This is a genomic window from Nioella sp. MMSF_3534 (assembly GCF_030732985.1).
Taxonomy (GTDB): Bacteria; Pseudomonadota; Alphaproteobacteria; order Rhodobacterales; family Rhodobacteraceae; genus Nioella.
In genome coordinates this window covers 86,240-110,228 of sequence record NZ_JASHJX010000005.1, presented here as the reverse complement: position 1 = coordinate 110,228, position 23,989 = coordinate 86,240, and the positions used below count along the sequence as shown (strand labels likewise).

The window sequence follows — 23,989 nt, the reverse complement described above, 5'->3', positions numbered from 1 at the left end:
GCATCAAGACCCATGAACCTCATGCAAGACATGACCCCGGCCCATGCGGCCTCTGTCGACAAGGACTGGTGGCGGGGGGCGGTGATCTACCAGATCTATCCGCGCAGCTTTCAGGACAGCAATGGCGACGGCATCGGCGATCTGTCGGGGATCATCCACCGGTTGGACCATATCGCGCGACTCGGCGTCGATGCGATCTGGATTTCACCCTTCTTCCGCTCGCCGATGCTGGATTTCGGCTATGACGTGTCCGATTACCGCGATGTGGACCCGATGTTCGGCTCGTTGGGCGATTTCGATGCGCTGATCAAACGCGCCCATGATCTGGGGTTGAAAGTGCTGATCGACCTTGTGATCAGCCACACCTCGGATCAGCACGCCTGGTTCCAGGAAAGCCGTCAAAGCCGCGACAATGCGCGCGCCAACTGGTATGTCTGGGCCGATGCCAAGCCTGATGGCACACCGCCCAACAACTGGCTGTCCATTTTCGGCGGTTCCGCCTGGGAATGGGATGGCGAGCGGATGCAGTATTACCTGCACAACTTCCTGTCGGAACAGCCCGACCTGAACCTGCATAACGCGGACGTGCAGGACGCCCTGCTGGATGTAGTGCGCTTCTGGCTGGAACGCGGGGTCGATGGTTTCCGTCTGGATACGATCAACTTCTACTTCCATGACAAGGAGTTGCGCGACAACCCGGCGCTGGCGCCAGAGGCCCGCAATGCCACCATCGCGCCCGAGGTCAACCCCTATAACTGGCAGGATCACCTCTACGACAAGAACCAACCGGAGAACCTCGCCTTCCTGCGCCGGTTCCGTTCGGTAATGGATGAGTTCGACGCGGTCGCCGTGGGCGAGGTGGGCGACGCCCAATACGGGCTGGAGATTCAGGCCGAGTACACGTCGGGCGGCGACAAGGTGCAGATGTGCTATTCCTTCGAGTTCCTGTCCGGGGTTTCGCCCACGCCGGAACGGGTGGGCGAGGTGCTGACGCGCTACGAGGGGGCAATTGGCGACGGGTGGGCCTGTTGGGCCTTTTCCAACCATGACGTCGTGCGCCATGCCAGCCGGTGGGCCCTGTCGGAACCGGCGCAGCGGGCCTATGCGGCTCTGCTGCTGTCCTTGCGCGGCTCTGCCTGTCTTTATCAGGGCGAGGAACTGGGCCTGACCGAGGCCTATGTGCCGTTCGAACATCTGCAAGACCCCTACGGCATCCGCTTCTGGCCCAAGTTCAAGGGCCGTGACGGGTGCCGCACGCCGATGCCCTGGGTCACCGACAACGCCAATGGCGGGTTCACGGAAGGCAAGCCTTGGCTGCCCGTGGCGGTCGAGCACCTGTCCCATTCCGTGTCCGCGCAGGAGGGCAAGGCCGATAGCGTGCTGGCCTTCTACCGCCGCATGATCCGCTTCCGCACATCCGAGCCAGCCTTGGCAAAAGGCGATTTCACCCTGCTGACAGCAGCGGATGGCATCCTGTCCTTCACCCGGCAGCACGCGGGCCGCACGGTTCTGTGTGTCTTCAACCTGTCGGACAGCCCGCGGGATATCGACATGCCCGACGGCGATTGGACCCCGCTCGCCGCGCCCTTCGATGGCAATCTTCAGACCCTCGGGCCCTGGCAGGCCCTTTATGCAGCACAGGAGAGCTCCGATGGCTGATCTCATCCTCAAGGACGTTGTCAAATCCTATGGCGATGTGAATGTCCTCAATGACATCAATCTCGATATCAAGACGGGCGAACTGATCGTCTTTGTCGGCCCTTCCGGGTGCGGGAAATCCACGCTTCTGCGGATGATCGCGGGTCTGGAAAAGATCACCGACGGCACCCTGTCGATTGACGGAGAGCCGATGAACGACGTGCCGCCCGCGCAGCGCGGCATTGCGATGGTGTTCCAGTCCTATGCGCTCTACCCGCATATGACGGTGCGCGAGAATATGGCCTTTGCCTTGCGCATTGCGGGCAAATCGAAGGACGAGATCGACAGCGCCGTCAACGCCGCCGCCGACAAGCTGCAACTGACGGATTATCTGGACCGGCTGCCCAAGGCGCTGTCTGGCGGGCAGCGGCAGCGGGTGGCCATCGGCCGGGCCATTGTGCGCGATCCAAAGGTGTATCTCTTCGATGAGCCGCTCTCGAATCTCGACGCGGCGCTTCGCGTGGCCACCCGGATCGAGATCGCGCAGCTGAAGGAACAGATGCCCGACTCGACCATGATCTACGTGACCCACGACCAGGTGGAAGCGATGACACTGGCCAGCCGTATCGTGGTTCTGGCCAACAAGGGCATCGCGCAGGTGGGCAGCCCGTTGGAGCTCTATGAACGGCCCCGGTCCACCTTCGTGGCGCAGTTCATCGGCAGCCCGGCGATGAACCTGCTGGCGGGCAAGATCGTCGGCACCGGAGAGGTCACGACGCTGGAACTGTCTGACGGGGCAGGGCGCATCACCTCCAACTATCCTTCGACCGAGGCCGATATGGGCGCCGAGGTAGAGGTCGGCATCCGGCCCGAGGATATGGTGCCCACGGATGGCCCGGATTACGCCTTTGCCGGCACCGTCGATATCACCGAGGCGCTTGGCGAGGTGACACAGCTCTACTTCACCACTCCGAGCGCTTCTGAGGACACCGACACGGTCATCGCCAAGCTGCACGGCATCCATCGGGGACTGCGCGGCCAGCAGGTGACCCTGACCGCCGCGCCCGACAAGGTGCATGTGTTCAAGGACGGTGTGTCGTTGCACTACCGGTAATTGGTTCCTCCCGCGCCCGGCACGGCGCGACAGAAACGACGTTGCGTCTTGATTGACGCGGCGTCGTTTCCTTTCGTAATTGAACGCGTGTTCAATTTATCAGGGAGGCACCCATGGACATCGCAACCGCACAGGTGATCGTGACAGGCGGGGCCAGCGGGCTCGGGGCCGCGACGGCGGCATATCTGGCCGGGGCAGGGGCATCGGTCACGGTGTTTGACCGCGATGCAACCAAGGGAGCCGAGATGGCTGCAACCCCCGGCATCAGTTTCACCGAGGTCGATGTGACCAGCGAAGACAGCGTTGCGGCAGGTGTGGCACATGCCGTTGCGCAGATGGGCGGCATCACCGCCGTGGTGAACTGCGCGGGCATCGTGACAGGCGCCAAGACGGTTGGATCGAAAGGCCCGTTCCCGCTCGACGCTTTCCAGCGCACAATCGACATCAACCTTGTAGGCGCTTTCAACGTCGCACGGCTGGCGGCGGTCGAGATGTCGAAGAACGCGCCCAATGAAGACGGCGAACGCGGTGTGATCGTCAACACCGCCTCCATCGCCGCATTTGACGGCCAGAAAGGGCAGGCGGCCTATTCCGCGTCGAAGGCGGGTGTGGCCGGTCTGTCCCTGCCTATGGCCCGCGATATGGGCGCGATCGGCATCCGTGTGAACGCGATTGCGCCGGGGTTGTTCCTGACGCCGATGCTGGAAAGCCTCGGGCCCGAGATGATGGCAGAGCTGGCCAGCGACGTGATCTTCCCGCGCCGTCTGGGTAACCCGCAGGAGTTCGCGCGGCTGGCCCGGTTCATGATCGAGATGCCGTATCTCAATGGTGAAACCATCCGTCTCGACGGGGCGCTGCGCCTGCCATAGGGTCGGGGGGTAGCCACCCTTGCGGACCCTTTTGGAATGACCTCAGTTCTGACCGTCACCCTGAACCCGGCCGTGGACCTCGATACCTCCACCGCCGAGGTGCGCCCCGGCCCCAAGCTGCGCTGTTCCACGCCGAGGCTCGATCCCGGCGGAGGCGGCCTCAACGTCTCGCGCGCCATGGCGGAACTGGGGGGCGAAAGCCTGGCGCTGGTGGCGGCTGGCGGTGGCATGGGCGTGGTTCTGGCCAAGCTGCTGGCGGCCACCGGTCTGCCGGTTCGCATCATCGAAGCGCCGGGTGAAACCCGCCAGAGCGTTGCGGTGATCGAAGACGGGACCGGCAAGCAGTTCCGGTTCATCTTTCCGGGACCGGAATGGTCCGAGAATGATATCGCGAAGGCCGAGTCCGAGATCGCCGAGGTGATTCCCGAGGGCGGTCTGGTGGTGTTGTCCGGCAGCCACCCGCCGGGATTTCCCGACGATTTCCCCGCCCGCCTGGTGGCGATGTGTTCAAAGCTCCGGGCCCGGCTGATCCTTGACACCTCCGGTGCAGCACTTCGGGCGTTGCAGGCCGGGCGCATCGCGGGGCTGGAGGTGCTGAGACTGGATCATGAAGAGGCACAGGAGCTTGCGGCGCGGGCCTTTCCGACCGCGCAGGACAGCGCCGATTTCGCGCAATCGCTGGTGCGGAACGGGGTGGCGCGGGTCGTGGTGCTGGCGCGTGGGGCGGATGGCTCCATCCTTGCGACGGATCGGGACCGCTGGCTGTCCCATGCCGCCGATGTGCCGGTGCGCTCCAGGACCGGCGCGGGCGACAGTTTCGTTGCGGGCTTCACGCTGGCCCTGTCCCAGGGCGCGGCTTTACCGGACTGTCTGCAACGGGGCATGGCGGCGGCAAGCGCCGCGGTGATGACCGAAGCGACGCGGCTGTGCGAACGCTCTGACGCGGAACGCCTGATCGCGGATTGTCCGGTGGAGCGGATCTGACAAGAAAAAACCGGCCCTGACGGCCGGCTCTTTCCTGTCCCTCGGAAACGTGTGGCCACCCCTTGGGCGACGTGGCCGCAAACCTGTCAGCCGCCCCAGGAGCGGACCGGGCCGCAATCCATATGGGTGAAATTGGAGCCGGAATAGCGCCCGACGCCGCCTGCGGAACAGGATTCCGCCGCAGCGGCAACTTGCCGGACGGAGCGTCCCTCGATCCGCAGGTCGGCGGCCTGTCCCTGCATGTGCAGCGAGTTGCGCGCGACGCCGGAGGACCGGGCACGCAGCATGGCATTGGTGGAGGGCGACCGATACCCGGACAACAGCAGATAGGGTTGGCCGGTTTCCAGCAGGTTGTGGGATGCGGCCATGATGTCCAGCGTGCGCGGGTCGATATCATGGGCTTCATCAACGCGCCAGTCGCGCATGAAATAGGAGATTTCTTCGACCGCGGGCCGGATGTAGTCGCCATCAATCCAGTAAACCATGTCGAGGGTTTCACCGGTCCGCGCGGAATACATGCGCAGCTTGCGATAGTCGCCGCCGCCGCGAAGGATCCCGAAAGCGTTTGCCGCATAGGGGGCGGCTGCAACCGTGGTGGCTGCGAATACCCCAAGCAGCGACCGCCGCGTCATCGTCGGATTCGTCATAAGATTTGCCCCGTCCTTCTGCCCGTTCCGTCCAGTGTCACTTTTCCGTGACTTGTTACATGTCCATCCCCAGCTGTGCGTTTTATGACACAATTGAAACTTTCTTGAAAGTCTCAAGTCGGGGCGTCCCACCAGGATGGTGGCCTGTCGGCAGAAATCCGCCAAAAAGGCGTTGATTCCGGGGATATTGGCCGATTCTTCGGCAGGCGTTGCACCGTGGGCACGTCGTATTTTTCAAGTAACTATCAGGAACATCTTTCGAAATTGTGAATGGACTCTGCCGTATCGGACGGGTCATCTAGACTTCACACACACGTGATCCGCGCGCAATCAGGTGACCCATGACAAAAAAGCTTTTTCTTCCGTCCATGCTGCCAATTCTGGCGGCGATCCTTTCGATCTCGCTGATCGTTCCTGCCCCCGCTTCGGCGCTGGTCACGGCCTTCCGTCAGGCCATTGCCGAGGGTGTGGCCGAGCACGAGGACATGGCCGAATTCTACCGTGACCGGGCATTCGAGCCGATCTGGACCCGTAACGAGGATGCGGCGCGGCGCAATGCGCTGCTGATGGCGCTGGAAGGGGCCGCCAATCATGGACTGCCCGCTGGCCGCTACGACCCGGACGCCCTGCGCGCTGCCTTCATGGATGCAGACAACCCCTACAGCCGGGGGCAGGCAGAGATCATGGCGTCCGCCATGTTCCTGCGCTACGCCCATGACGTGCAGTCCGGCATTCTCGATCCCGGCGAGGTCGTGCGCGAGATCCATCGCGACCTGCCGCGCCGCGACCCCACGGACCTGTTGCAATCCCTCGTCGATGCCGACCCCTACGAGGTGATGCGCGCCCTGCCGCCCGCGCACCCTGAATACCTGCGCCTTCAGCGCGAGTTGCTGCGCCTGACCCGCATGGCCAACGAGGGCGGATGGGGGGCGTCCGTCTATGGCGGTCGTCTGGAACTGGGCGACCGTGGTCAATCCGTGGTGCAGCTGCGCGACCGGCTGATCCGCATGGGCTACATGGAACGCTCGGCCACCGCCGTGTTCGACGCCGACATGGAGGCCGCCGTGCAGCGCTTCCAGTCCGCGCATGGGCTGCTGGCAGACGGCGTTGCGGGGTCTTCGACCATCGAAGAGGTCAATATCGGGCTCGATACCCGCCTGCGTCAGGTCATTCTGGCGATGGAACGTCAACGCTGGATGAACTGGGAAGACCCGGAGCGCGGCAGCCGTCATGTTCTGGTGAATATCCCTGACTACCATGCCTATGTGATCGACAATGAAGAGGTCACTTTCGAGACCCGCGTTGTTGTGGGCGCGACCCCGTCGAACCGGGTGACGCCCGAGTTTTCCGACACCATGGAGCATATGGTGATCAACCCGAGCTGGTATGTGCCGCGCTCGATCACCATCGGGGAATACCTGCCGCAGATGCAGGCCAACCCTGCTGCCGCCGGGCATCTGGACCTGCTGCAGGGCGGTCGTCAGGTCAGCCGGGCGGGCATTGATTTCAGCCAGTACACCGCTTCGACTTTCCCCTTCGACCTGCGTCAGGGACCGGGGCCGAGCAATGCGCTTGGCCGGGTGAAGTTCATGTTCCCGAACCGGCACAATATCTACCTGCACGATACGCCGTCGCGGAACCTCTTCGCCCGTGAAACCCGTGCCTACAGCCATGGCTGCGTCCGGGTTCATCGCCCGCTGGAACTGGCCTATCATCTGCTGGCCCGTCAGGAATCGCAGCCGCAGAGCTATTTCGACCGCATCCTGCATTCCGGTCAGGAAACGCAGGTTGATCTGGTTCAGCAGATCCCGGTGCATATCGTCTACTGGACGGCCTTCGTCACGCCCGAGGGCGAGCTGAATTTCCGCCGCGACATCTATGGGCGCGACCGCGCCCTGTGGACCGCGATGGAACAGGCCGGGGTGGAACTCCCGATCGTGGCCAGCTAAAGCTTTCGCAGCAACCCTCGCTGCGGAGCACGATCATGGCGCTGACCATTGGAAAGATAGCCGAGGCTCTTGGGGCCTCGGCTTTCGGCAATCTGGACCTGGAGATTGACGGCCTGTCGGAACCGGCTCTGGCGGGCCCCCGGCAGCTTGCCCTTGCCATGTCGCCCGCCTACGCGGAGGGTCTGGCAGACGGGCAGGCGAAGGCTGCGGTGTTGGGGCCGGACATGGATTGGCAGGCCTACGCGCTGGAGGCCGCCATCGTGGTGCCGCGCCCGCGATATGCGCTGGCCGGTCTGACCGCCGCGCTGGATCCGGGGCCCGAGATCGCGCCGGGCATTCATCCGATGGCCGTCATCCACGAAAGCGCCACCATCGGCATCGGTGCGGCCATCGGCCCGTTCGTCATGATCGGACGCGGCGCGGTGATCGGCGCGCGGGTCCGTATCGCCAGTCATGTCTCTGTCGCGGAACGGGCCCATATTGGCGACGATGCGTTGCTGATGCAGGGGGTGCGCGTGGGCAGCCGGGTGCATATCGGGGATCGCTTCATCGCCCATCCGGGCGCGGTGATCGGTGGTGACGGCATGTCCTTCGTGACGCCGGAGAAATCCACCGTGGAACAGGTGCGCGAATCCATGGGGCAGGCCCAGGCCGTGGATCAAAGCTGGACCCGCATTCATTCGCTCGGATCCGTTCGCGTCGGCCATGATGTCGAGATCGGCTGCAATGCCTGTATCGACAAGGGCACCATCCGGGACACGCAGATCGGGGATGGCTGCAAGTTCGACAACCTCGTTCATATTGCGCATAACGTGCAGGTCGGGCGCGATTGCCTCTTTGCCGCGCAGACCGGCGTGGCGGGATCGACCACCATTGGGGACCGGGCCGTTTTCGGCGGCCAGGTCGGTGTGGCCGACAATCTGACCGTTGGCAGCGACGTGATCGCTGGCGGGGCCACCAAGATCCTGTCCAATGTGCCCGCAGGCCGCGCGGTTCTGGGCTATCCCGCGGTCAAGATGGAAACCCATGTGGAAAGCTACAAGGCGCTGCGTCGCCTACCGCGTCTGGCCAAGACTGTCGCGGAGTTGCAGAAAGCCGTTTCAAAACTCTCGGGCAATGACTAAGTCAGCCGCAGGCGCAGTAGCAGGGATTACGAAGCCATGACGGACGTTGCAGAAAAGGTCATCGGGATCATCGCTGAACAGGCGGTTCTCGATGTCGAGGACGTAAAGCCCGAGGCAACATTGGAGGATCTGGGGATCGATTCCCTCGGCCTCGTGGAAAGCATTTTCGCCATCGAGGAAGCCTTCGATATTCAGGTGCCCTTCAATGCCAACGAACCCGATGCGGGCGATTTCGACATTTCCAGCGTTGCGGCGATCGTCAAGGCGGTTGAGGGCCTCGTGGCCGACGCGGCATGAAACGGGTTGTCATTACCGGGCAGGGCACGATCAACGCCCTCGGGTCCAATGTAGCCGCCACCAAAGCCGCCATGCGCGAAGGCCGCTGCGGCATCGGCGAGCTGGAAATGCGCGACCTTGACCGGCTGTCGGTACGGATTGGCGGCCAGATCAAGGATTACGACCCGGAGGCGCTGTTCAACCGCCAGCAGATCTCGCTCTATGACCGGTTCACGCAGTTCACCCTGATTTCCGCGCGCGAGGCGATCGCGCAATCCGGGCTGGTCTTCAGCGGCGAGCTTGCGGCGCGCTCCGGTGTGGTTCTGGGCACCTCGGGCGGCGGGATGCAGACGCTCGACGAGAATTACCGCTCGGTCTACGAGGACGGCAAGAACCGGGTGCATCCTTTCGTGGTGCCCAAGCTCATGAACAACGCCGCCGCCAGCCATGTGAGCATGGAGTTCAACCTCAAGGGCCCCAGTTTCACCGTCGCCACCGCCTGCGCCTCGTCCAATCATGCAATGGGGCAGGCCTTCAACATGATCCGGTGGGGCATGGCCCCGGTGATGATCACGGGCGGGTCGGAATCGATGTTGTGTTTTGGCGGCGTGAAGGCGTGGGAGGGTCTGCGCGTCATGTCGCGCGATGCCTGCCGTCCGTTCAGCGCCAATCGCAACGGCATGGTGCAGGGAGAGGGCGCGGCGGTCTTCGTCTTCGAGGAGTATGAGCACGCGAAGGCGCGCGGGGCCGAGATATTGGCCGAGGTGGTGGGGTTCGCCATGACCTCTGATGCCGCCGATATCGTGATGCCCTCGAAACAGGGCGCGGCGCGGGCCATTTCCGGCGCGCTTTATGACGCGCGTCTGAACCCCGAGGACGTGTGCTACATCAACGCCCACGGCACCGGCACGGCGGCCAATGACAAGGTGGAATGCGCGGCGGTGGCCGATGTGTTCGGGCACCATGCGGATGAGTTGATGATTTCCTCCACCAAGTCGATGCATGGCCACCTGATCGGCGGCACCGGCGCGGTGGAGCTGTTGGCCTGCATCATGGCGCTGACCGACGGGGTAATCGCGCCGACGATCAATTACGAAGAACCGGACCCGGAATGCGCGCTGGACGTGGTGCCGAACGTGGCGCGCGAGGCCGAGGTCGGCGCGGTCCTGTCCAACGCCTTCGCTTTCGGCGGTCTCAACGCGGTTCTGGCGTTGCGCAAGGCGATCTGATCCGGCATCCGACAGGGAAAGGCCCGCCACGGATCTGTCCGGGCGGGCCTTTGTCTCGTGGTCGGACAGGTCCGGTTACTCGGTCGCGGCACCGTCTTCCTCTGCAGCTGCTGCTGCGGCGGCGGCCTGCAACTGGGCGATCACCTCTTCATTATAGGATTCCAGCGCCTCGAAACCGGCGGTGAAGCCGGACAGCGACAGTGTCAACGGAACGACCTGATCGGGCGCCTGAAGCGGCACGATGGCAATCCGCGCTTCGCTTCCGGCGCGGAATGCCTGTACATCGGCACCGGTCAGGCCGAGGCGGACATAGCAGCCGATCGGCTGGCAGAAGCTGAACGGGTAGACCCGCGCCTGACCGCTATCCACGGCCATGCGCAACTGGCCTGTCAGAAGCGTGTCCAGAGGCGTCACGATGGTTGCCCCTGCCATCAGTTCCCCTTCGTCGGGAACATCGAACAGGTTGAACTCTGCGACGGAGTTGCCCTGTGCATCGACCAGAAGCTGGTAAAGCTGGCAAGGATCGGGTTGACCCTCTGGCGAGACGATGCAGCGCATGTCCCAGTCGCCGAAGGTTTCGCGGCTATAGGCAGAGCCGACCTCGGGCTGGCCAAGCGACAGGCCAGCCTGTTCGGCGGCCGAAGGGGTGTCGGAATCGGTGGCTTCCTGCGCGGCCAGGGGGAAGGCAAGGCCAGCGGCCAGAAGTGCTGCGGTCAGGGAAAGGGTTTTCATCAAAGCGCCTCGTCTGTCTTCGTGTGAACAGGGTGTTTGGCAAATGGCTAGCACGCGGGCGGGGCGCTGTCAGGGGCAATTTTCCGCCAAGCGCCGGTTTCCGCCAATTGCTACGCTGGTTTCCGGCACGGGGGGAGGCCAAACAAAAAGGGCCCAACAACGGGGCCCTTTTCAGTATCTTTTTTCTCTCCCTGTCGGACTGGCCGACTTTCTGGCCCGAACGCTAGGACAGGTGCGCGCGGTCGTCAACAGGGTAATTTACGTTTTTGGTCCGTTTTTCGAACCATTTCGGGAACACCGCCACCGACGCGGAAAAAACCGCGCCGGGGAAAGCCGGCGCGGCCAGTCAACAGGGAGGAAAACCATGACCTCGGGGTCAACCGGCGGCAAACTTGCCGGGGCCATGACGAGGAGACTGGCACAGGATGGTTAAGATTGTATTGTGCGGGGCGAGGAATTTCAGACAGGGGCAGATCATGTCGGACAGCATTTTCATTGGCGGCGGTGGTGAAGACTACGGGGTGGCGCAGCACATGCTGCTGAAATACGCCAACCGGCACGGGCTGATCGCGGGGGCAACCGGAACCGGCAAGACCGTGACATTGCAGATTCTCGCTGAAAGCTTCTCCGCCAATGGCGTGCCGGTCTTCCTGTCCGACGTGAAGGGCGACCTGTCGGGACTTGGCGCGGCAGGAAGCGAAAGCTTCAAGCTGCATGACGCCTTCATGGACCGTGCGGGGCGGATCGGGTTTGCCGACTATGCCTACCGTGCCTTCCCGGTGACCTTCTGGGATCTCTATGGCGAGGCCGGGCATCCGGTGCGCACGACGATTTCGGAGATGGGGCCGCTGCTGATCTCGCGGCTTCTGGAACTGTCCGAGGCGCAGGAGGGCATCCTCAACATTGCCTTCCGGGTGGCGGATGAACAGGGGCTGGCTCTGCTCGACCTGAAAGACCTGCAATCGCTGCTCGTTTGGGTGGGGGAGAACCGCCAGACGCTGAGCTTGCGATATGGCAATGTCTCCACCGCGTCGATCGGGGCTATTCAGCGCCGCTTGCTGGTGCTGGAGGGGCAGGGGGGCGACAAGCTCTTTGGCGAACCGGCGCTGGACCTCGCCGATATCATGAAAACGGACGCGGACGGGCTGGGGCGGATCAATATCCTGGCGGCTGACAAGCTGATGGGGTCGCCCCGGCTCTATGCCACTTTCCTGCTGTGGCTGCTGTCGGAACTCTTTGAGGAACTGCCCGAGGTGGGCGACCCCGACAAGCCCAAGCTCGTCTTCTTCTTCGACGAGGCGCATCTGCTGTTCGACGACGCGCCCAAGGCGCTGGTGGACAAGGTGGAGCAAGTGGCGCGGCTGATCCGGTCGAAGGGCGTCGGCGTCTATTTCATCACCCAGAACCCGGCCGACGTGCCCGAGGATGTGCTGGGACAGCTTGGCAACCGGGTCCAACACGCGCTGCGCGCCTTCACGGCGAAAGACCGGCGCGACCTGCGCCATGCGGCGGAAAACTACCGCGACAACCCGGCTTTCGATATCGAGGACGCGATACGGGAAGTGGGCGTGGGCGAGGCCGTGACCTCGATGCTGGAAAGGAAGGGCATCCCCGGCATGGCGGAACGCACGCTTATTCGCCCGCCCTCGTCGCAACTGGGGCCGATGGCCGATGCGATGCGCGCAGGCCTGATCGCGACCTCACCTATTGCCGGGAAGTATGAAGCCCAGGTGGATCGGGAAAGCGCCTTCGAGATCCTGCAGGCGCGGGCAGAGGCTGCGGCGCGTGAAGCCGAGGAGGCGGAGGCGATCGAGGAAGAGACCGAGAGCGCGGCAGAGCGCGAATACCGCGCCGGACGGCGCTATTCCGGCAATCGCGTGGGCCGGTCCAGTTCGCGGGTGTCCCGACAGGCGCCTGCCGAGGAACAACCGCGCCGCCGGTCGTCGTCGCGGCGCAGCGATTCGGTCGGGACGGCCTTTGCCAAAAGCTTTGCCCGGCAACTGGGCACCCAGTCGGGCCGTGCGGTGGTGCGGGGCATTCTGGGGGGGCTGTTTCGCGGGAGATAAGCGGTTTCGCCGCCTGCCGGCGTCGACCCGGGAACGGCCCGGCTCGACCCCCGCTTGCGCGGGGGCACTCACCCGTGCCGTGTTGCCACGGAAATGTGGCGGGGATCGGGATTGACCTGATGCGCAGACGCCGGTTGCCGCGTCGGATGCCTCCGGCGGAGGTATTGGGGCCAAGATGAAAGGGCAGTGCGGCAGGCGGTCACGGAGGCGTGTGTGGCGGACGGTTGGGCTTGGCGGTCGGGCATGGCTGCTCTAGGTTGACAGGCATGATCGTAGAGCTTGGACATTTCACCCTCATTCTCGCCTTTGCCGTCTCGATCTTCCAGACGGTCGTGCCCCTTGTCGGGGCCCATAAGGGCTGGCCCGAATGGATGGCCGCCGCAGCCCCCGCCGCGAGCGCGCAATTCCTTCTGACGGCCGTCAGCTTCGGCGCGCTGACCTTTGCATTCGTGACCTCCGATTTCTCGGTGGCGCTGGTGACCGCGAATTCGCACACGCTGAAGCCACTGCTCTACAAGATCACCGGGGTCTGGGGAAATCATGAGGGCTCGCTGCTGCTTTGGGTGCTGATCCTGACCCTGTTCGGGGCCATGGCCGCCTGGTTCGGCGGCAACCTGCCGCCGCGTCTGCGCGCGCGGGTTCTGGGGGTGCAAAGCAGCATCGGCGTGGCCTTCTTCGCCTTTATCCTGTTTACCTCGAACCCGTTCCTGCGGCTGGAAAGTCCGCCGATGAACGGGGGCGATCTGAACCCGCTTTTGCAGGACCCCGGCCTGGCCTTTCATCCGCCCTTCCTCTACCTGGGCTATGTGGGCCTGAGCATGGCGTTTTCCTTTGCGGTCGCCGCCCTGCTGGAGGGCCGTGTGGATGCCGCCTGGGGCCGGTGGGTGCGGCCCTGGACGCTGGCGGCCTGGCTGTTCCTGACCATCGGCATCGGGCTTGGGTCATGGTGGGCCTATTACGAGCTTGGCTGGGGCGGTTTCTGGTTCTGGGATCCGGTCGAAAACGCCAGTTTCATGCCCTGGCTGATCTCGGCGGCGCTGCTGCATTCGGCCATCGTGGTGGAAAAGCGCGAGGCGTTGAAAAGCTGGACGATCCTTCTGGCGATCCTGGCCTTCGGTTTCTCGCTCATTGGTACCTTCATCGTGCGCTCGGGCGTCATCACCTCGGTTCATGCCTTTGCCAACGATCCCGAGCGCGGCGTCTTCATCCTGTTCATCCTGGCGTTCTTCATGGGCGGGGCCTTCCTGCTGTTTGCCCTGCGGGCAGGCGCGATGGAGGCCAAGGGCGTGTTCGGTATTGTCAGTCGCGAAAGCGCGCTTGTGCTGAACAATGTGCTTCTGGCGGTGTCCTGTTTCGTTGTCTTCATCGGCACGATCTGGCCGCTTCTGTCCGAGATGTTCTTCGACCGGACCCTGTCGGTCGGGCCGCCCTTTTTCAACGCGGCCTTCTCGCCCTTTGTCTTCGTTCTGGCCGTGGCGCTGCCGATCGGCTCGGTGATGCCGTGGAAACGGGCCAGCATCGGGCGGGCCATGCGTCAGCAGCTGCCGGCGGCCGTGCTGGCCGTGGCGGGCGGGTTGCTGGCCTATGCCGTCTTTACCGGACATTCGGCCATCGGACCGGTGTTCATCGCGCTGGCGGTCTGGCTGGTGGCCGGCGCGGTTGTCGACCTGTTCACCCGCACCGGGCGCGGGGCGCTTGGGGCGCGTCTGTCCCGCCTGACCCGGCTGCCGCGGGCGGATTGGGGCAAGGCGGTGGCGCATGCGGGCTTTGGGCTGACACTGTTTGGCGTCGCCGCCCTGACCACCTATGAATCGGAGGATATCCGTATTGCCCGGCTCGGCGAAGCCTTCGACGTCGGCCCCTACGAGATCACCCTGACCGCCGTGAGAGAGCATGAGGGGCCGAACTACATCGCCCTGATGGGAACCGTCGAAGTGGCGCGCGACGGAGACCTGGTGTCCACCCTGCATCCGGAACGGCGCTTCTATCCGGTGGCGGGCATGCCCACGACCGAGGCGGCCATCGACAATGGTGTGTCTCGCGATGTCTATGTCGTGCTTGGGGAACCGCAACAGGGGGGCTTCGCCCTGCGCACCTATATCAAGCCCTGGGCAAACTGGATCTGGGGCGGGTCGATCATCATGGCGCTTGGCGGGCTGCTGTCCCTGTCGGACCGGCGGTACCGGGTTGCGGCCGGGGCACGCCGCCAGGCCGAACCGAAGGGAGTGCCCGCGGAATGAAGCGGCTCTTGCTGATCCTGTGCCTGTTGGCCTCCCCGCTTTGGGCGGTCGAACCGGATGAAATGCTGGCCGATCCGGTCCTGGAGGAACGGGCACGGGACATCTCGGCGGGGCTGCGCTGCGTGGTCTGTCGCAACGAATCGATCGACGAAAGCAATGCGGACCTGGCGCGGGATCTGCGGCTCCTGGTGCGCGAACGGCTGGTCGAGGGCGACAGCGATGACGAGGTTGTGGACTATATCGTCGAGCGCTATGGCGAATACGTGCTGCTCAGGCCGACGCTGACCGGGTCGAACCTGGTATTGTGGCTGGCGGGGCCGGGCATGGCGCTGATCGGTCTGGGGCTGGCCTTCGGATATCTTCGCAGCCAGTCGCGGCGGAAAGCCGAGGGAGAGGCCGCTCCGACCGGGCTCTCTGATGCGGAACAGGCGCGGCTGCGGCAGATCATGGAAGACTGACGCCGCGTTGCCCTTCCGGTCGGGCGGCTTGGCCCTTATCTGTCAGGGCGATTGCGCAAGACCGAGGGAATGCACGGCCATGGACTACCAGACACTTACCAGCGATCTGCACGACGGCGTTGCTGTCATTACCCTGCGGCGTCCGGATGTGATGAACTCCTTCAACACCCAGATGCGGGCCGAGCTGTGCCACGCGGTTCAGATGGCGGGACACGCAGCGCGCGTGGGCGTTATCACGGGCGAGGGACGCGCCTTTTCCGCAGGGCAGGATCTGGGCGATACCGGCAATCTCAACGATCTGAACCTCGAAAAACTGCTGCGCGACGAATACTCCCCGATCCTGCGCGCCATTGCAGAGGTGCCGATTCCGATCGTCGCGGCGGTGAACGGGGTCGCGGCGGGCGCGGGGGCCAATATCGCGCTGGCCTGTGACGTGGTGATCGCGGCGGAAAGCGCGTCCTTCATGCAGGCGTTTTCCAAGATCGGGCTGATCCCAGACGCGGGCGGCACCTATACGCTGCCGCGCAAGGTTGGCTTTGCCAAGGCCATGGGGCTTGCGCTCTTTGCCGAGAAGCTTTCTGCACGCGAGGCCGATGAGATGGGGCTGATCTGGGAAGCGGTGGACGATGCCAGCTTCGAGGCGCATTGGCGGGCTCGCGCGCAGCATCTGGCAAGCGGCCCGACACAGGCCTTTTCCCGGATCAAACAGGCGATGCGGGACAGTCTTGGCAACGATCTTGAGGACCAGCTGATGCTGGAGGCCCGGCTGCAAGGTCAGGCCGGCAAGTCCCGCGATTTCAAGGAAGGGGTGCTGGCGTTTCTGGAAAAGCGACCGGCGCATTTCGAGGGACGGTAATCACCGGGCGCGGGGAAGGCTTTTGCAAAAGCCTTTAAAGGATCTTGCAAGATCCTTCCACCGCCCCGTTCAGACGTATTGAACGATTGTCAGAACTCGCGCTTCAGTCGGGCCGCGCGGCCGCCCCGTCGCTTCTGGATCAGGCTTTGGCGCCCCGGCAGCTCTGCCATGATGCGGCGGCGATCCTCGCTCGACATGCGGCTCCAGGCCCCGATTTCGTCGATGGAGCGCAGGCAGCCAGTGCAGATCCGTGCCTCGGGATGCACCACGCAGATCTTCACGCAGGGGCTTTCGATCTCGTCGCGTTTCCAGACCTGATCCGTCATCCACCTGCACCTTTCAAATGGGCCAGCCTGTCCAGCACCCCTTGCAGGATAAACCCGGCGGCAACATGGTCGATCACCTCAGCGCGACGTTTTCGGGACGTATCCGCCTCCAACAGCGCCCGTTCGGCGGCCACGGTGGACAGGCGTTCGTCCCAGAAGGTGATGGGCATCTCCACCAGCCGGTCCAGATTGCGGGCAAAGGCGCGGGTGGCCTGGGCGCGCGGCCCCTCTGTGCCATCCATGTTCATTGGCAGGCCAAGCACAAGACCGCCAACGGACCGATGCGACAGGATCTTCTGCAAGGCCGCAGCATCCTGGGTGAATTTCACCCTGCGGATGGTTTCCAGCGGCGTGGAGACGCTGAGAAACGGGTCGGATACGGCCACGCCGATGGTCTTGGTGCCAAGATCGAGCCCGGCAAGGGCGCGCATGGGCGGCAGGGCGGCGGCAAACTCCGCAACATCTTCGAAGATCACTCGTCAGGCTCCCGCAGGGGGGCATCGTCCGGCAAGGGCATATCGCCGGCTGCATCAAGCGGCGCACCCGCCGCACGGATGATCTCAAGCGCCGCATCGGACCGGGCAAAGGCGGACAGGGCCTCCTGATAGATCGGCCGCGCCCGGTCCGGTTGCCCCAGCACGATATAGGCAGAGATCAGCCGCGCCCATTCCTCGGGCGTGCCGCCCTCGTTGGCCAGCCGTTCCGAAAGACCCGCAACCATGCTCTCGATCATCGCCTGACGATCCTCTGCCGACATCGCACCTGCGGCCTCGATATCTTCGGCAGTGGGGCCGGGCTGGTTGGGCAGGGGCGGCTGTGGCAGTTGTTCGACCGAGATGTCATCGCCCGCCATGGCCGCGACGATCTCGATCTGTTCGCGAATGGCGGTCAGCCAGGGTGCGTCGGGCTCGCTGTCGGCCAAGAGGTTGCGCCAGATCGGATAGCCCAGATCGGGGCGGCCCTGTTGGGCATACATCAGCCCGACGTAATAGCGCGCGGCCCCGTTCATGCGATCTTCCTGCAGGACGCTGTTCAGCAGCGCCTCGGCCTCTGGCGAGACATAGCCACCGGCGGCCATGAACATCATCTCGGCCAGGTCCAGCCGATGCTGCGCCGTGGCCTCGTCGCCCAAGACCTCGATCAGATGCGCCTGTGCCGTTCGGGCCGCGACATAGTTGCCAACGCGCGCCTCCTCGAAGGCCAGAAGGCGCAGCCCCTCCGGTTCATCGGGGTGATCGCGCATGGTTTCACGCAGTTCCGCCACCAGTTCGGCGCGGCGCGGGTCCGGGTCCTCGCGAGTCTGGCTGGGGGCGCCCGCCTCTGCCTCCGCCTGGGTCGGTCGTTCGGCGCGGGCCTGTTCGACGAGGGATATCCGCGTCTCGATCGGCAGGTCCGGGTAGCCCGGCGCACCAATGACGTTATAGAGCCAGAAGGCCCCCGCAATCACCACGGCAACGCCTGCCACGACGGCAATACGCTGCGGACGCCCGGCATGTGCCTCCGCTGTCTGGGCCTGCAACGCGCGGTCGGCCTCCAGCACCCGGCGGGCGACCTCTGTGCGGGTGCGGTCGGCTTCGTCCTCGGTCAGGACCCCACGCGCCAGGTCCTTGTCGATCTCGCGCAGCTGGTCACGATAAATCTGCAGATCATAGGCCGCCGCCGGATCGGCAGCGTCACGAGACCGCCACGCGGCCATGACCAGCGCCGCGCCGATCAGCAAAGACAGAAGCCCTGCCAGCATCCAGAAACCCATGATCCCTCCGCGCTTAACCTTCTGGACACATCTATACACCGCAAGGCCGTATCAAAAGCCCCAAACCAGCCCGAAAAGCGACATCCCCCTGCGCGCCTTGTCGCATTTTCCTTGCGAAATGCCGCCGGGGGGTGGACCGGATCGGACGCAATCCAGCATGTAGTCCGGGCACGCAGCCGTCGGGGATTACCATGCGCCGTTATTCCGCCTTTGCCATCGCCCGCGAAGCCGCCCGCTACCATCAGGGATGGGAACGGGCCTGGGCCTCGCCTGAGCCGAAAAAGTCCTACGATGCGATCATCGTGGGGGCAGGGGGGCATGGCCTCGCCACCGCCTTCTACCTGGGCAAGAATTTCGGCATCACCAATGTGGCGGTAATCGAAAAGGGCTGGCTCGGCGGCGGCAACACGGGCCGCAACACCACCATCATCCGCTCGAACTACCTGCAGGACGCCTCGGCCGCGATCTACGAAAAGGCGCGTGGTCTCTATGAGACGATGAGCCAGGACCTGAACTACAACGTCATGTTCTCCCCCCGCGGCGTCATCATGCTGGCCCAGACCCATCACGAGGTGCGTGGCTACCAGCGCACGGCCCATGCGAATGCGCTGCAGGGGGTGAAGACCGAGTTCATCAGCCCCGCGCGCGTGAAGGAAATCGTGCCGATCATCAATCTAGACGGGCCGCGCTACCCGGTTCTGGGTGGTCTCTGGCAGGCGCGCGGCGGCACCGCCCGGCATGACGCCGTGGCCTGGGGCTATGCGCGGGCCTGTTCCGATATGGGCATGGACATCATCCAGAAGACCGAAGTGACCGGCGTGCGCAAGGAAAACGGCGCGGTCGTGGGGGTGGAGACCTCGCGCGGCTTCATCGGCACCAAGAAACTGGGCATCGTCGTGGCGGGTCATTCCGGGGTGCTGGCCGATATGGCGGGCTTCCGGCTGCCCATTGAATCCGTGGCGCTGCAGGCGCTCGTCTCCGAACCCATCAAACCCTGCATGGATTGCGTCGTGATGGCCAACACCGTGCACGGCTATATGAGCCAGTCGGACAAGGGCGAGATGGTCATCGGCGGCGGCGCGGATGGCTATAACAACTACACGCAGCGCGGGTCGTTCCATCATATCGAGGAAACCGTGCGCGCCCTCGTGGAAACCTTCCCGATGATTTCGCGCCTCAAGCAGTTGCGCCAGTGGGGCGGCATCGTGGATATGACCGGCGACCGCTCGCCCATCCTGTCCAAGACCCCGGTGGAAGGCGTCTTCATCAACTGCGGATGGGGCACCGGCGGGTTCAAGGCGATCCCGGGCTCGGGCTGGGGCTTTGCCGAGCTGATGGCGCGCGGTTACTCGCCGCTCACTGCCGAATTCGGCCTCAACCGCTTCAAGGAAGGCCGCTTCATCGACGAGTCCGTCGCGGCCGGGGTGGCACACTGATGCTAGCCGGGTCCACCATTAGCATAGCCTTCCCCAGTACTTCGGGCAATTGCGGCGGGATCATTGCCCGAGCTTGGACTATGCGGACTATGAATGCGAGGTGCCTGCGCCGCTCGCTTCTTGGCGCGCCTTGCGAAAAAGAACGCGATAAACACCGTTGCTATCAGCAAGATAGTCGCAATTGTGTTGGCCGTCATTGGTCTGAATCTCCCCGGTTTTTCGCGACTGCACGCCGCCTGATCCAGATGTCGTGCAGCCGGCGCAAAACCCAGACATCAACCGCAATGGCGGCCAGAATGAACAGAAAGCTCACTAACGGTCCCATACTCAAGAACATGGGCGTTGCGATGTCGCCTATCAAGAAGGAACTGGCACAATGCTGATCCTGGAATGCCCCTGCTGCGGCGTGATGGCCGATGAAACGGAACTCGCCCCCGGTGGCGAGGCGCATCTGAAGCGCTACGGCCCCGGCTCTTCGGATGAGGAGTTCGAGGGCTACCTCTTCCACCGCGTGAACCCCAAGGGCGTGCATTTCGAACGCTGGCGGCACGCCAATGGTTGCGGCAAGTGGTTCCTCGCGGCCCGATGCACCAACACGCTGGAGGTCTTCGCCACCTATTCGGCCCAGACCCCGGAACCGCCCCAACACGTCATCGACGCCATTGCGGCCCGCCGCCCCAACTGGAGCATTGAGGCATGAGCACCCGTCTGTCTTCCGGCGGTCGCCTGATCGACCGCAGCGCCGCCCGCGACTTCACCTTCAACGGCAAGCGCCTGACCGGCTATGCCGGCGACACGCTGGCCTCTGCCCTTCTGGCCAATGGTCAGACGCTGATGGGCCGGTCCTTCAAATATCACCGCCCGCGCGGCGTCGTGGCTTCGGGCGCGGAGGAACCCAATGCGCTGATGGGTATCGGCAAGGGATCGCGGTTCGAACCGAACCAGCGCGCCACCACCACCGAGCTTTTCGACGGGCTGGAAGCGGAAAGCCAGAACCACTGGCCGAGCCTGGAATTCGACGTGGGCGCCGTGAATAACAGCCTCGCGATGTTCTTCCCGGCCGGGTTCTACTACAAGACCTTCATGTTCCCGCGTCCGGCGTGGAAGCATCTCTTTGAACCCATCGTTCGCCATTCCGCCGGTCTGGGCAAAGCCCCTAAGGACCGCGACGCGGATCGGTACGAGCATTTCTATGCCTTCGTCGATGTGATGATCGTGGGCGGCGGTATTGCCGGTCTGCAAGCGGCCCTGACCGCAGGGGCATCGGGCGCGCGGGTTCTGCTGGTGGAACAGACCGCCCATTGGGGGGGACGTGCCCCCGTGGATGGGGTCGAGATCGACGGCCAGCCCGCCGATGAGTGGATCAAGAGCGCCCTGCAAACCCTTGAAGGCATGGACAATGTCCGGGTGCGCAGCCGCACCATGGCCTCTGGCGTTTATGACCATGGCTATGTTCTGGCCTATGAACGTCTGACAGACCATGCACCGGAAATGGACGGCCCCCGTCACCGTCTATGGCGCATCCGCGCCAAGCAGGTGATCACCGCAACCGGGGCGCTGGAACGGCCCCTGTCTTTCGCAGGCAACGACATTCCCGGTGTCATGCTGGCCTCTGCCGTGCGCGATTACGTGGTGAACTGGGGCGTCAGCCCCGGCGACCGTACCGTGGTCGTGACCAATAATGACGACGCTTACCGCACCGCGTTGGCGCTGCACGGGGCCGGTCTGGCCGTGCCCGCCATCGTGGACGCCCGCGCCACCGTGACCGGCGACCTGCCCGAAGCGGCCCGTGCGGCGGGGATCCGGGTTCTGACCGGGACCGGCATTGCCTCTGTGAAGGGCAAGAAGGCCGTGACCGGCGTGACGCTCTGTGCACAGGCCGGGGAAGGGGCCGTGACCGATGAAATCGCCTGCGAGGCGGTCGCCATGTCCGGCGGCTGGTCGCCGGTGGTGCACCTGTGGTCCCATTGCGGCGGCAAGCTGACATGGGACGCGGATCAGGCCTGTTTCCGCCCGGATCACGACCGCGCCCCCACCAGCCATGACGGAAAGCCCTTCGTGACCGCCGCCGGGGCAGCCGATGGTGTGCTCGGCTCTGCCGATGCACTGGCCTCGGGCAGCAACGCGGCGGTCGCTGTGGCTGAGGCGCTCGGCCTCTCTGCAACCGCCTCCGCCCCCTCTGCCAATGACCCGGCGGAAACCCCTATGGAGGCCGTCTGGATCATGCCGCAGGGCGCAGGCCCCGCGAAGCGCATGAAGATGTGGCTGGATTATCAGAACGACGTTAAGGTTTCCGACGTGCGGCTTGCCGCGCAGGAAGGCTATGAAAGCGTCGAACATACCAAGCGCTACACCACGCTCGGCATGGCAACGGATCAGGGGAAGCTCAGCAATATCAACGGTCTGGCAACGCTTGCCTCGGCGCTGAACGATGAGATTCCGAATGTGGGCACCACTACCTTCCGCCCGCCCTATACCCCCATTTCCATGGGCGCGATCGCGGGCGAGGCGCGGGGCGACGTGTTTCAGCCGCTGCGCCGCACGCCGATGCATGCCTGGCACGAGGAGCAGGGCGCCTATATGGAGCCCGTGGGCCACTGGCGCCGTCCCTATTGCTACCCGAAAGCGGGCGAAACCCATGAACAGGCGGTGCACCGCGAGGTTCTGGCGACCCGCAACAGCCTTGGCCTGCTCGACGCCTCGACCCTTGGCAAGATCATCGTCAAGGGCCCCGATGCGGGCCGCTTCATGGACATGCTCTACACCAACATGATGAGCACCCTGAAGCCGGGCAAATGCCGCTATGGCCTGATGTGCAACGAAAACGGCTTCCTGATGGATGACGGCGTGGTGGCGCGGATCGACGAGGATACGTTCCTTGTCCACACCACGTCGGGCGGGGCGGAACACACCCACGGCCATATGGAAGACTGGCTGCAATGCGAATGGTGGGACTGGAAGGTCCATACCGTCAACGTGACCGAGCAATATGCGCAGGTCGCCGTTGTCGGCCCCAATGCGCGCAAGCTGCTGGAAAAACTGGGCACCGACATGGACCTGTCGGCCGAGGCGCTGCCCTTCATGGGCTTTGCGACGGGCAAGATCGGCGGCTTCAATACCCGCGTCTTCCGCATCTCCTTCTCGGGCGAGCTCAGCTTCGAGATCGCCGTTCCCGCCAGCCAGGGCCGCGCCTTCTGGGATGCGCTGCACGAGGCGGGCGCGGAATGGAACGCCACCGCCTACGGCACCGAGGCGCTGCATATCATGCGGGCGGAGAAGGGCTTCATCATGATCGGTGACGAAACCGACGGCACCGTGATCCCGCAGGATCTGGGGCTTGGCTGGGCGATCTCGAAGAAGAAAGAGGATTACCTGGGCAAACGCGCGCAGGAGCGCAGCCACATGACCGACCCGACCCGCTGGAAACTGGTGGGGCTGGAAACGGTGGATGGTTCTGTGATCCCCGATGGCTCCTACGCCGTGGCCTCCGGCACCAATGCCAATGGGCAGGGCAACACCCAGGGCCGGATCACGTCGACCTATCATTCGCCCACTCTGGGCAAGGGCATCGCCATGGGGCTGGTTCTGAACGGGCCTGATCGGATGGGCGAAGTGATCGAGTTCAACAAGGTGGATGGCACCACGGTGCCCGCGAAAATCGTGAACCCGGTGTTCTACGACCCGGACGGGGAGAAGCAGAATGTCTGACGTCAGTGCATTGATGGGCGCGGTGGCCGAAGGCCGGACCCGCGTGGAAGAGGCGGGGCTTGCCGGGATGATCACCCTGCGCGGGGATCTTGCCAGCGCAAAGCTGATTGCCGCCGTGACCGGCCTGGCGGGCGTCGAGATGCCCGGTCAGCGGGAGATCAAGACAGGCGATGACAAGGCGGTGGCCTGGATGTCGCGCGATGAGCTGCTGATCATGGTGCCCCATGAGGAGGCGGAGGCCGCTGTCGCCACGCTGTCCACCGCTCTGGCGGGCGAGCATGCGACCGTCGCCAATGTCTCGGATGCCCGCGCTCTGTTCCGAGTGGAAGGGCCCCATGCGCGGGAAGCGATTGCCAAGCTCGCCCCTGCCGATCTGCATCCCGATAGCTTTGGACCCGGTGAAATGCGCCGCACCCGCATGGCGCAGGTGCCTGCGGCGATCTGGCAAAGCGGGGACGACCAGTTTTCGGTCATCTGTTTCCGCTCCGTGGCGCAGTATGTGTTCGACCTGCTGGCGCTGTCTGCCAAGGATGGCTCGGAAGTCGGATATTTCTGAGCCTGACGGTTGGGTTGAGGAAGCGGTT

The 23,989-nt window shown here is 64.2% G+C and carries 21 protein-coding genes; 16 read left to right on the top strand and 5 right to left on the bottom strand.

Going from position 1 to position 23,989, the window contains the following annotated elements; translation table 11 throughout:
• Positions 1–12 precede the first annotated feature (12 nt).
• The 4 genes from RBB16_RS03745 to RBB16_RS03730 all read left to right on the top strand — a co-directional run bounded on the left by RBB16_RS03745 (position 13) and on the right by RBB16_RS03730 (position 4,605).
• Positions 13–1,659, top strand: coding sequence for an alpha-glucosidase family protein (locus RBB16_RS03745; RefSeq protein ID WP_306044871.1), 1,647 nt, complete (start codon positions 13–15; stop codon positions 1,657–1,659).
• On the top strand, positions 1,652–2,752 hold the full coding sequence (locus RBB16_RS03740) for an ABC transporter ATP-binding protein (RefSeq protein WP_306044870.1): 1,101 nt from the start codon (positions 1,652–1,654) through the stop codon (positions 2,750–2,752). The genes RBB16_RS03745 and RBB16_RS03740 overlap by 8 nt, the downstream gene beginning before the upstream one ends.
• 113 nt (positions 2,753–2,865) lie before the next feature.
• Positions 2,866–3,621: an SDR family NAD(P)-dependent oxidoreductase gene (locus RBB16_RS03735; protein WP_306044869.1), complete on the top strand. Its 756-nt coding sequence runs from the start codon at positions 2,866–2,868 to the stop codon at positions 3,619–3,621.
• Between the two features lie 36 nt (positions 3,622–3,657).
• On the top strand, positions 3,658–4,605 hold the full coding sequence (locus tag RBB16_RS03730) for a 1-phosphofructokinase family hexose kinase (RefSeq protein WP_306044868.1): 948 nt from the start codon (positions 3,658–3,660) through the stop codon (positions 4,603–4,605).
• An 86-nt stretch (positions 4,606–4,691) separates the two neighbouring features.
• Here the strand turns inward: RBB16_RS03730 and RBB16_RS03725 are convergent, their stop codons facing one another.
• Complete coding sequence (locus RBB16_RS03725; protein ID WP_071689765.1) at positions 4,692–5,252, bottom strand: DUF882 domain-containing protein; 561 nt, start codon at positions 5,250–5,252, stop codon at positions 4,692–4,694.
• A 341-nt stretch (positions 5,253–5,593) separates the two neighbouring features.
• Between RBB16_RS03725 and RBB16_RS03720 the strand changes: the two genes are divergently transcribed.
• The 4 genes from RBB16_RS03720 to RBB16_RS03705 are packed head-to-tail and all read left to right on the top strand — an operon-like array spanning position 5,594 to position 9,830.
• A complete protein-coding gene (locus RBB16_RS03720) occupies positions 5,594–7,201 on the top strand; it encodes a murein L,D-transpeptidase (protein ID WP_306044867.1) in 1,608 nt (535 codons plus the stop codon).
• A gap of 35 nt (positions 7,202–7,236) precedes the next feature.
• Complete coding sequence (gene lpxD, locus RBB16_RS03715) at positions 7,237–8,325, top strand: UDP-3-O-(3-hydroxymyristoyl)glucosamine N-acyltransferase (protein WP_306044866.1); 1,089 nt, start codon at positions 7,237–7,239, stop codon at positions 8,323–8,325.
• 36 nt (positions 8,326–8,361) lie between these two features.
• Entirely contained in the window at positions 8,362–8,622 is a 261-nt protein-coding gene (locus RBB16_RS03710; protein WP_306044865.1) for an acyl carrier protein, read from the top strand.
• A complete protein-coding gene (locus tag RBB16_RS03705; RefSeq protein ID WP_306044864.1) occupies positions 8,619–9,830 on the top strand; it encodes a beta-ketoacyl-[acyl-carrier-protein] synthase family protein in 1,212 nt (403 codons plus the stop codon). Before RBB16_RS03710 ends, RBB16_RS03705 begins: the two co-directional genes overlap by 4 nt.
• A 75-nt stretch (positions 9,831–9,905) precedes the next feature.
• Here RBB16_RS03705 and RBB16_RS03700 read toward each other — a convergent pair whose 3' ends face one another.
• Positions 9,906–10,562: an invasion associated locus B family protein gene (locus RBB16_RS03700; protein ID WP_306044863.1), complete on the bottom strand. Its 657-nt coding sequence runs from the start codon at positions 10,560–10,562 to the stop codon at positions 9,906–9,908.
• Positions 10,563–11,038: 476 nt separating this feature from the next.
• Here RBB16_RS03700 and RBB16_RS03695 point away from each other — a divergent pair, with 476 nt between their 5' ends.
• The 4 genes from RBB16_RS03695 (at position 11,039) to RBB16_RS03680 (ending at position 16,182) form a co-directional block, all read left to right on the top strand.
• Entirely contained in the window at positions 11,039–12,628 is a 1,590-nt protein-coding gene (locus RBB16_RS03695) for a helicase HerA-like domain-containing protein (protein WP_306044862.1), read from the top strand.
• A 266-nt stretch (positions 12,629–12,894) separates the two neighbouring features.
• Positions 12,895–14,868 (top strand): heme lyase CcmF/NrfE family subunit, encoded by a 1,974-nt coding sequence (locus RBB16_RS03690; RefSeq protein ID WP_306044861.1) that lies wholly within the window; start codon positions 12,895–12,897, stop codon positions 14,866–14,868.
• Entirely contained in the window at positions 14,865–15,326 is a 462-nt protein-coding gene (locus RBB16_RS03685) for a cytochrome c-type biogenesis protein (RefSeq protein WP_071689773.1), read from the top strand. The genes RBB16_RS03690 and RBB16_RS03685 overlap by 4 nt, the downstream gene beginning before the upstream one ends.
• Before the next feature lie 79 nt (positions 15,327–15,405).
• Positions 15,406–16,182 carry an enoyl-CoA hydratase-related protein gene (locus RBB16_RS03680; RefSeq protein WP_306044860.1) on the top strand — a complete coding sequence of 259 codons (777 nt, stop codon included), beginning with the start codon at positions 15,406–15,408 and terminating at the stop codon, positions 16,180–16,182.
• Positions 16,183–16,271: 89 nt separating this feature from the next.
• Here the strand turns inward: RBB16_RS03680 and RBB16_RS03675 are convergent, their stop codons facing one another.
• The 3 genes from RBB16_RS03675 to ccmI are packed head-to-tail and all read right to left on the bottom strand — an operon-like array spanning position 16,272 to position 18,261.
• Positions 16,272–16,508 carry a DUF1289 domain-containing protein gene (locus RBB16_RS03675; RefSeq protein WP_306044859.1) on the bottom strand — a complete coding sequence of 79 codons (237 nt, stop codon included), beginning with the start codon at positions 16,506–16,508 and terminating at the stop codon, positions 16,272–16,274.
• Positions 16,505–16,984 carry a Holliday junction resolvase RuvX gene (ruvX, locus tag RBB16_RS03670; RefSeq protein WP_306044858.1) on the bottom strand — a complete coding sequence of 160 codons (480 nt, stop codon included), beginning with the start codon at positions 16,982–16,984 and terminating at the stop codon, positions 16,505–16,507. Before ruvX ends, RBB16_RS03675 begins: the two co-directional genes overlap by 4 nt.
• The gene (ccmI, locus tag RBB16_RS03665) at positions 16,981–18,261 is read right to left on the bottom strand and encodes a c-type cytochrome biogenesis protein CcmI (RefSeq protein WP_306044856.1); all 1,281 of its coding nucleotides are present in this window, start codon (positions 18,259–18,261) and stop codon (positions 16,981–16,983) included. The genes ruvX and ccmI overlap by 4 nt, the downstream gene beginning before the upstream one ends.
• Before the next feature lie 191 nt (positions 18,262–18,452).
• On the opposite strand from ccmI, the gene RBB16_RS03660 reads away from it, so the two are divergent.
• From RBB16_RS03660 to RBB16_RS03645, 4 genes are all read left to right on the top strand, one after another.
• Positions 18,453–19,697: a sarcosine oxidase subunit beta family protein gene (locus RBB16_RS03660; protein WP_306044855.1), complete on the top strand. Its 1,245-nt coding sequence runs from the start codon at positions 18,453–18,455 to the stop codon at positions 19,695–19,697.
• A gap of 376 nt (positions 19,698–20,073) precedes the next feature.
• A complete protein-coding gene (locus tag RBB16_RS03655; RefSeq protein WP_306044854.1) occupies positions 20,074–20,397 on the top strand; it encodes a sarcosine oxidase subunit delta in 324 nt (107 codons plus the stop codon).
• Positions 20,394–23,405: a sarcosine oxidase subunit alpha family protein gene (locus tag RBB16_RS03650; RefSeq protein WP_306044852.1), complete on the top strand. Its 3,012-nt coding sequence runs from the start codon at positions 20,394–20,396 to the stop codon at positions 23,403–23,405. Before RBB16_RS03655 ends, RBB16_RS03650 begins: the two co-directional genes overlap by 4 nt.
• On the top strand, positions 23,398–23,961 hold the full coding sequence (locus RBB16_RS03645; protein WP_306044851.1) for a sarcosine oxidase subunit gamma: 564 nt from the start codon (positions 23,398–23,400) through the stop codon (positions 23,959–23,961). The genes RBB16_RS03650 and RBB16_RS03645 overlap by 8 nt, the downstream gene beginning before the upstream one ends.
• Positions 23,962–23,989: the final 28 nt, after the last annotated feature.

What these genes read in the sequence shown, in the direction of transcription:
- RBB16_RS03745 (WP_306044871.1), top strand. Translation starts at nt 13, where the DNA reads ATGAACCTCATGCAAGACATGACCCCGGCCCATGCGGCCTCTGTCGAC.
- RBB16_RS03660 (WP_306044855.1), top strand. Translation starts at nt 18,453, where the DNA reads ATGCGCCGTTATTCCGCCTTTGCCATCGCCCGCGAAGCCGCCCGCTAC.
- RBB16_RS03650 (WP_306044852.1), top strand. Translation starts at nt 20,394, where the DNA reads ATGAGCACCCGTCTGTCTTCCGGCGGTCGCCTGATCGACCGCAGCGCC.
- RBB16_RS03675 (WP_306044859.1), bottom strand. Translation starts at nt 16,508, where the DNA reads ATGACGGATCAGGTCTGGAAACGCGACGAGATCGAAAGCCCCTGCGTG.
- RBB16_RS03730 (WP_306044868.1), top strand. Translation starts at nt 3,658, where the DNA reads ATGACCTCAGTTCTGACCGTCACCCTGAACCCGGCCGTGGACCTCGAT.
- RBB16_RS03725 (WP_071689765.1), bottom strand. Translation starts at nt 5,252, where the DNA reads ATGACGAATCCGACGATGACGCGGCGGTCGCTGCTTGGGGTATTCGCA.
- RBB16_RS03735 (WP_306044869.1), top strand. Translation starts at nt 2,866, where the DNA reads ATGGACATCGCAACCGCACAGGTGATCGTGACAGGCGGGGCCAGCGGG.
- RBB16_RS03695 (WP_306044862.1), top strand. Translation starts at nt 11,039, where the DNA reads ATGTCGGACAGCATTTTCATTGGCGGCGGTGGTGAAGACTACGGGGTG.
- RBB16_RS03690 (WP_306044861.1), top strand. Translation starts at nt 12,895, where the DNA reads ATGATCGTAGAGCTTGGACATTTCACCCTCATTCTCGCCTTTGCCGTC.
- RBB16_RS03645 (WP_306044851.1), top strand. Translation starts at nt 23,398, where the DNA reads ATGTCTGACGTCAGTGCATTGATGGGCGCGGTGGCCGAAGGCCGGACC.
- RBB16_RS03705 (WP_306044864.1), top strand. Translation starts at nt 8,619, where the DNA reads ATGAAACGGGTTGTCATTACCGGGCAGGGCACGATCAACGCCCTCGGG.
- RBB16_RS03720 (WP_306044867.1), top strand. Translation starts at nt 5,594, where the DNA reads ATGACAAAAAAGCTTTTTCTTCCGTCCATGCTGCCAATTCTGGCGGCG.
- RBB16_RS03710 (WP_306044865.1), top strand. Translation starts at nt 8,362, where the DNA reads ATGACGGACGTTGCAGAAAAGGTCATCGGGATCATCGCTGAACAGGCG.
- RBB16_RS03740 (WP_306044870.1), top strand. Translation starts at nt 1,652, where the DNA reads ATGGCTGATCTCATCCTCAAGGACGTTGTCAAATCCTATGGCGATGTG.
- lpxD (WP_306044866.1), top strand. Translation starts at nt 7,237, where the DNA reads ATGGCGCTGACCATTGGAAAGATAGCCGAGGCTCTTGGGGCCTCGGCT.
- RBB16_RS03655 (WP_306044854.1), top strand. Translation starts at nt 20,074, where the DNA reads ATGCTGATCCTGGAATGCCCCTGCTGCGGCGTGATGGCCGATGAAACG.
- ccmI (WP_306044856.1), bottom strand. Translation starts at nt 18,261, where the DNA reads ATGGGTTTCTGGATGCTGGCAGGGCTTCTGTCTTTGCTGATCGGCGCG.
- RBB16_RS03680 (WP_306044860.1), top strand. Translation starts at nt 15,406, where the DNA reads ATGGACTACCAGACACTTACCAGCGATCTGCACGACGGCGTTGCTGTC.
- RBB16_RS03700 (WP_306044863.1), bottom strand. Translation starts at nt 10,562, where the DNA reads ATGAAAACCCTTTCCCTGACCGCAGCACTTCTGGCCGCTGGCCTTGCC.
- RBB16_RS03685 (WP_071689773.1), top strand. Translation starts at nt 14,865, where the DNA reads ATGAAGCGGCTCTTGCTGATCCTGTGCCTGTTGGCCTCCCCGCTTTGG.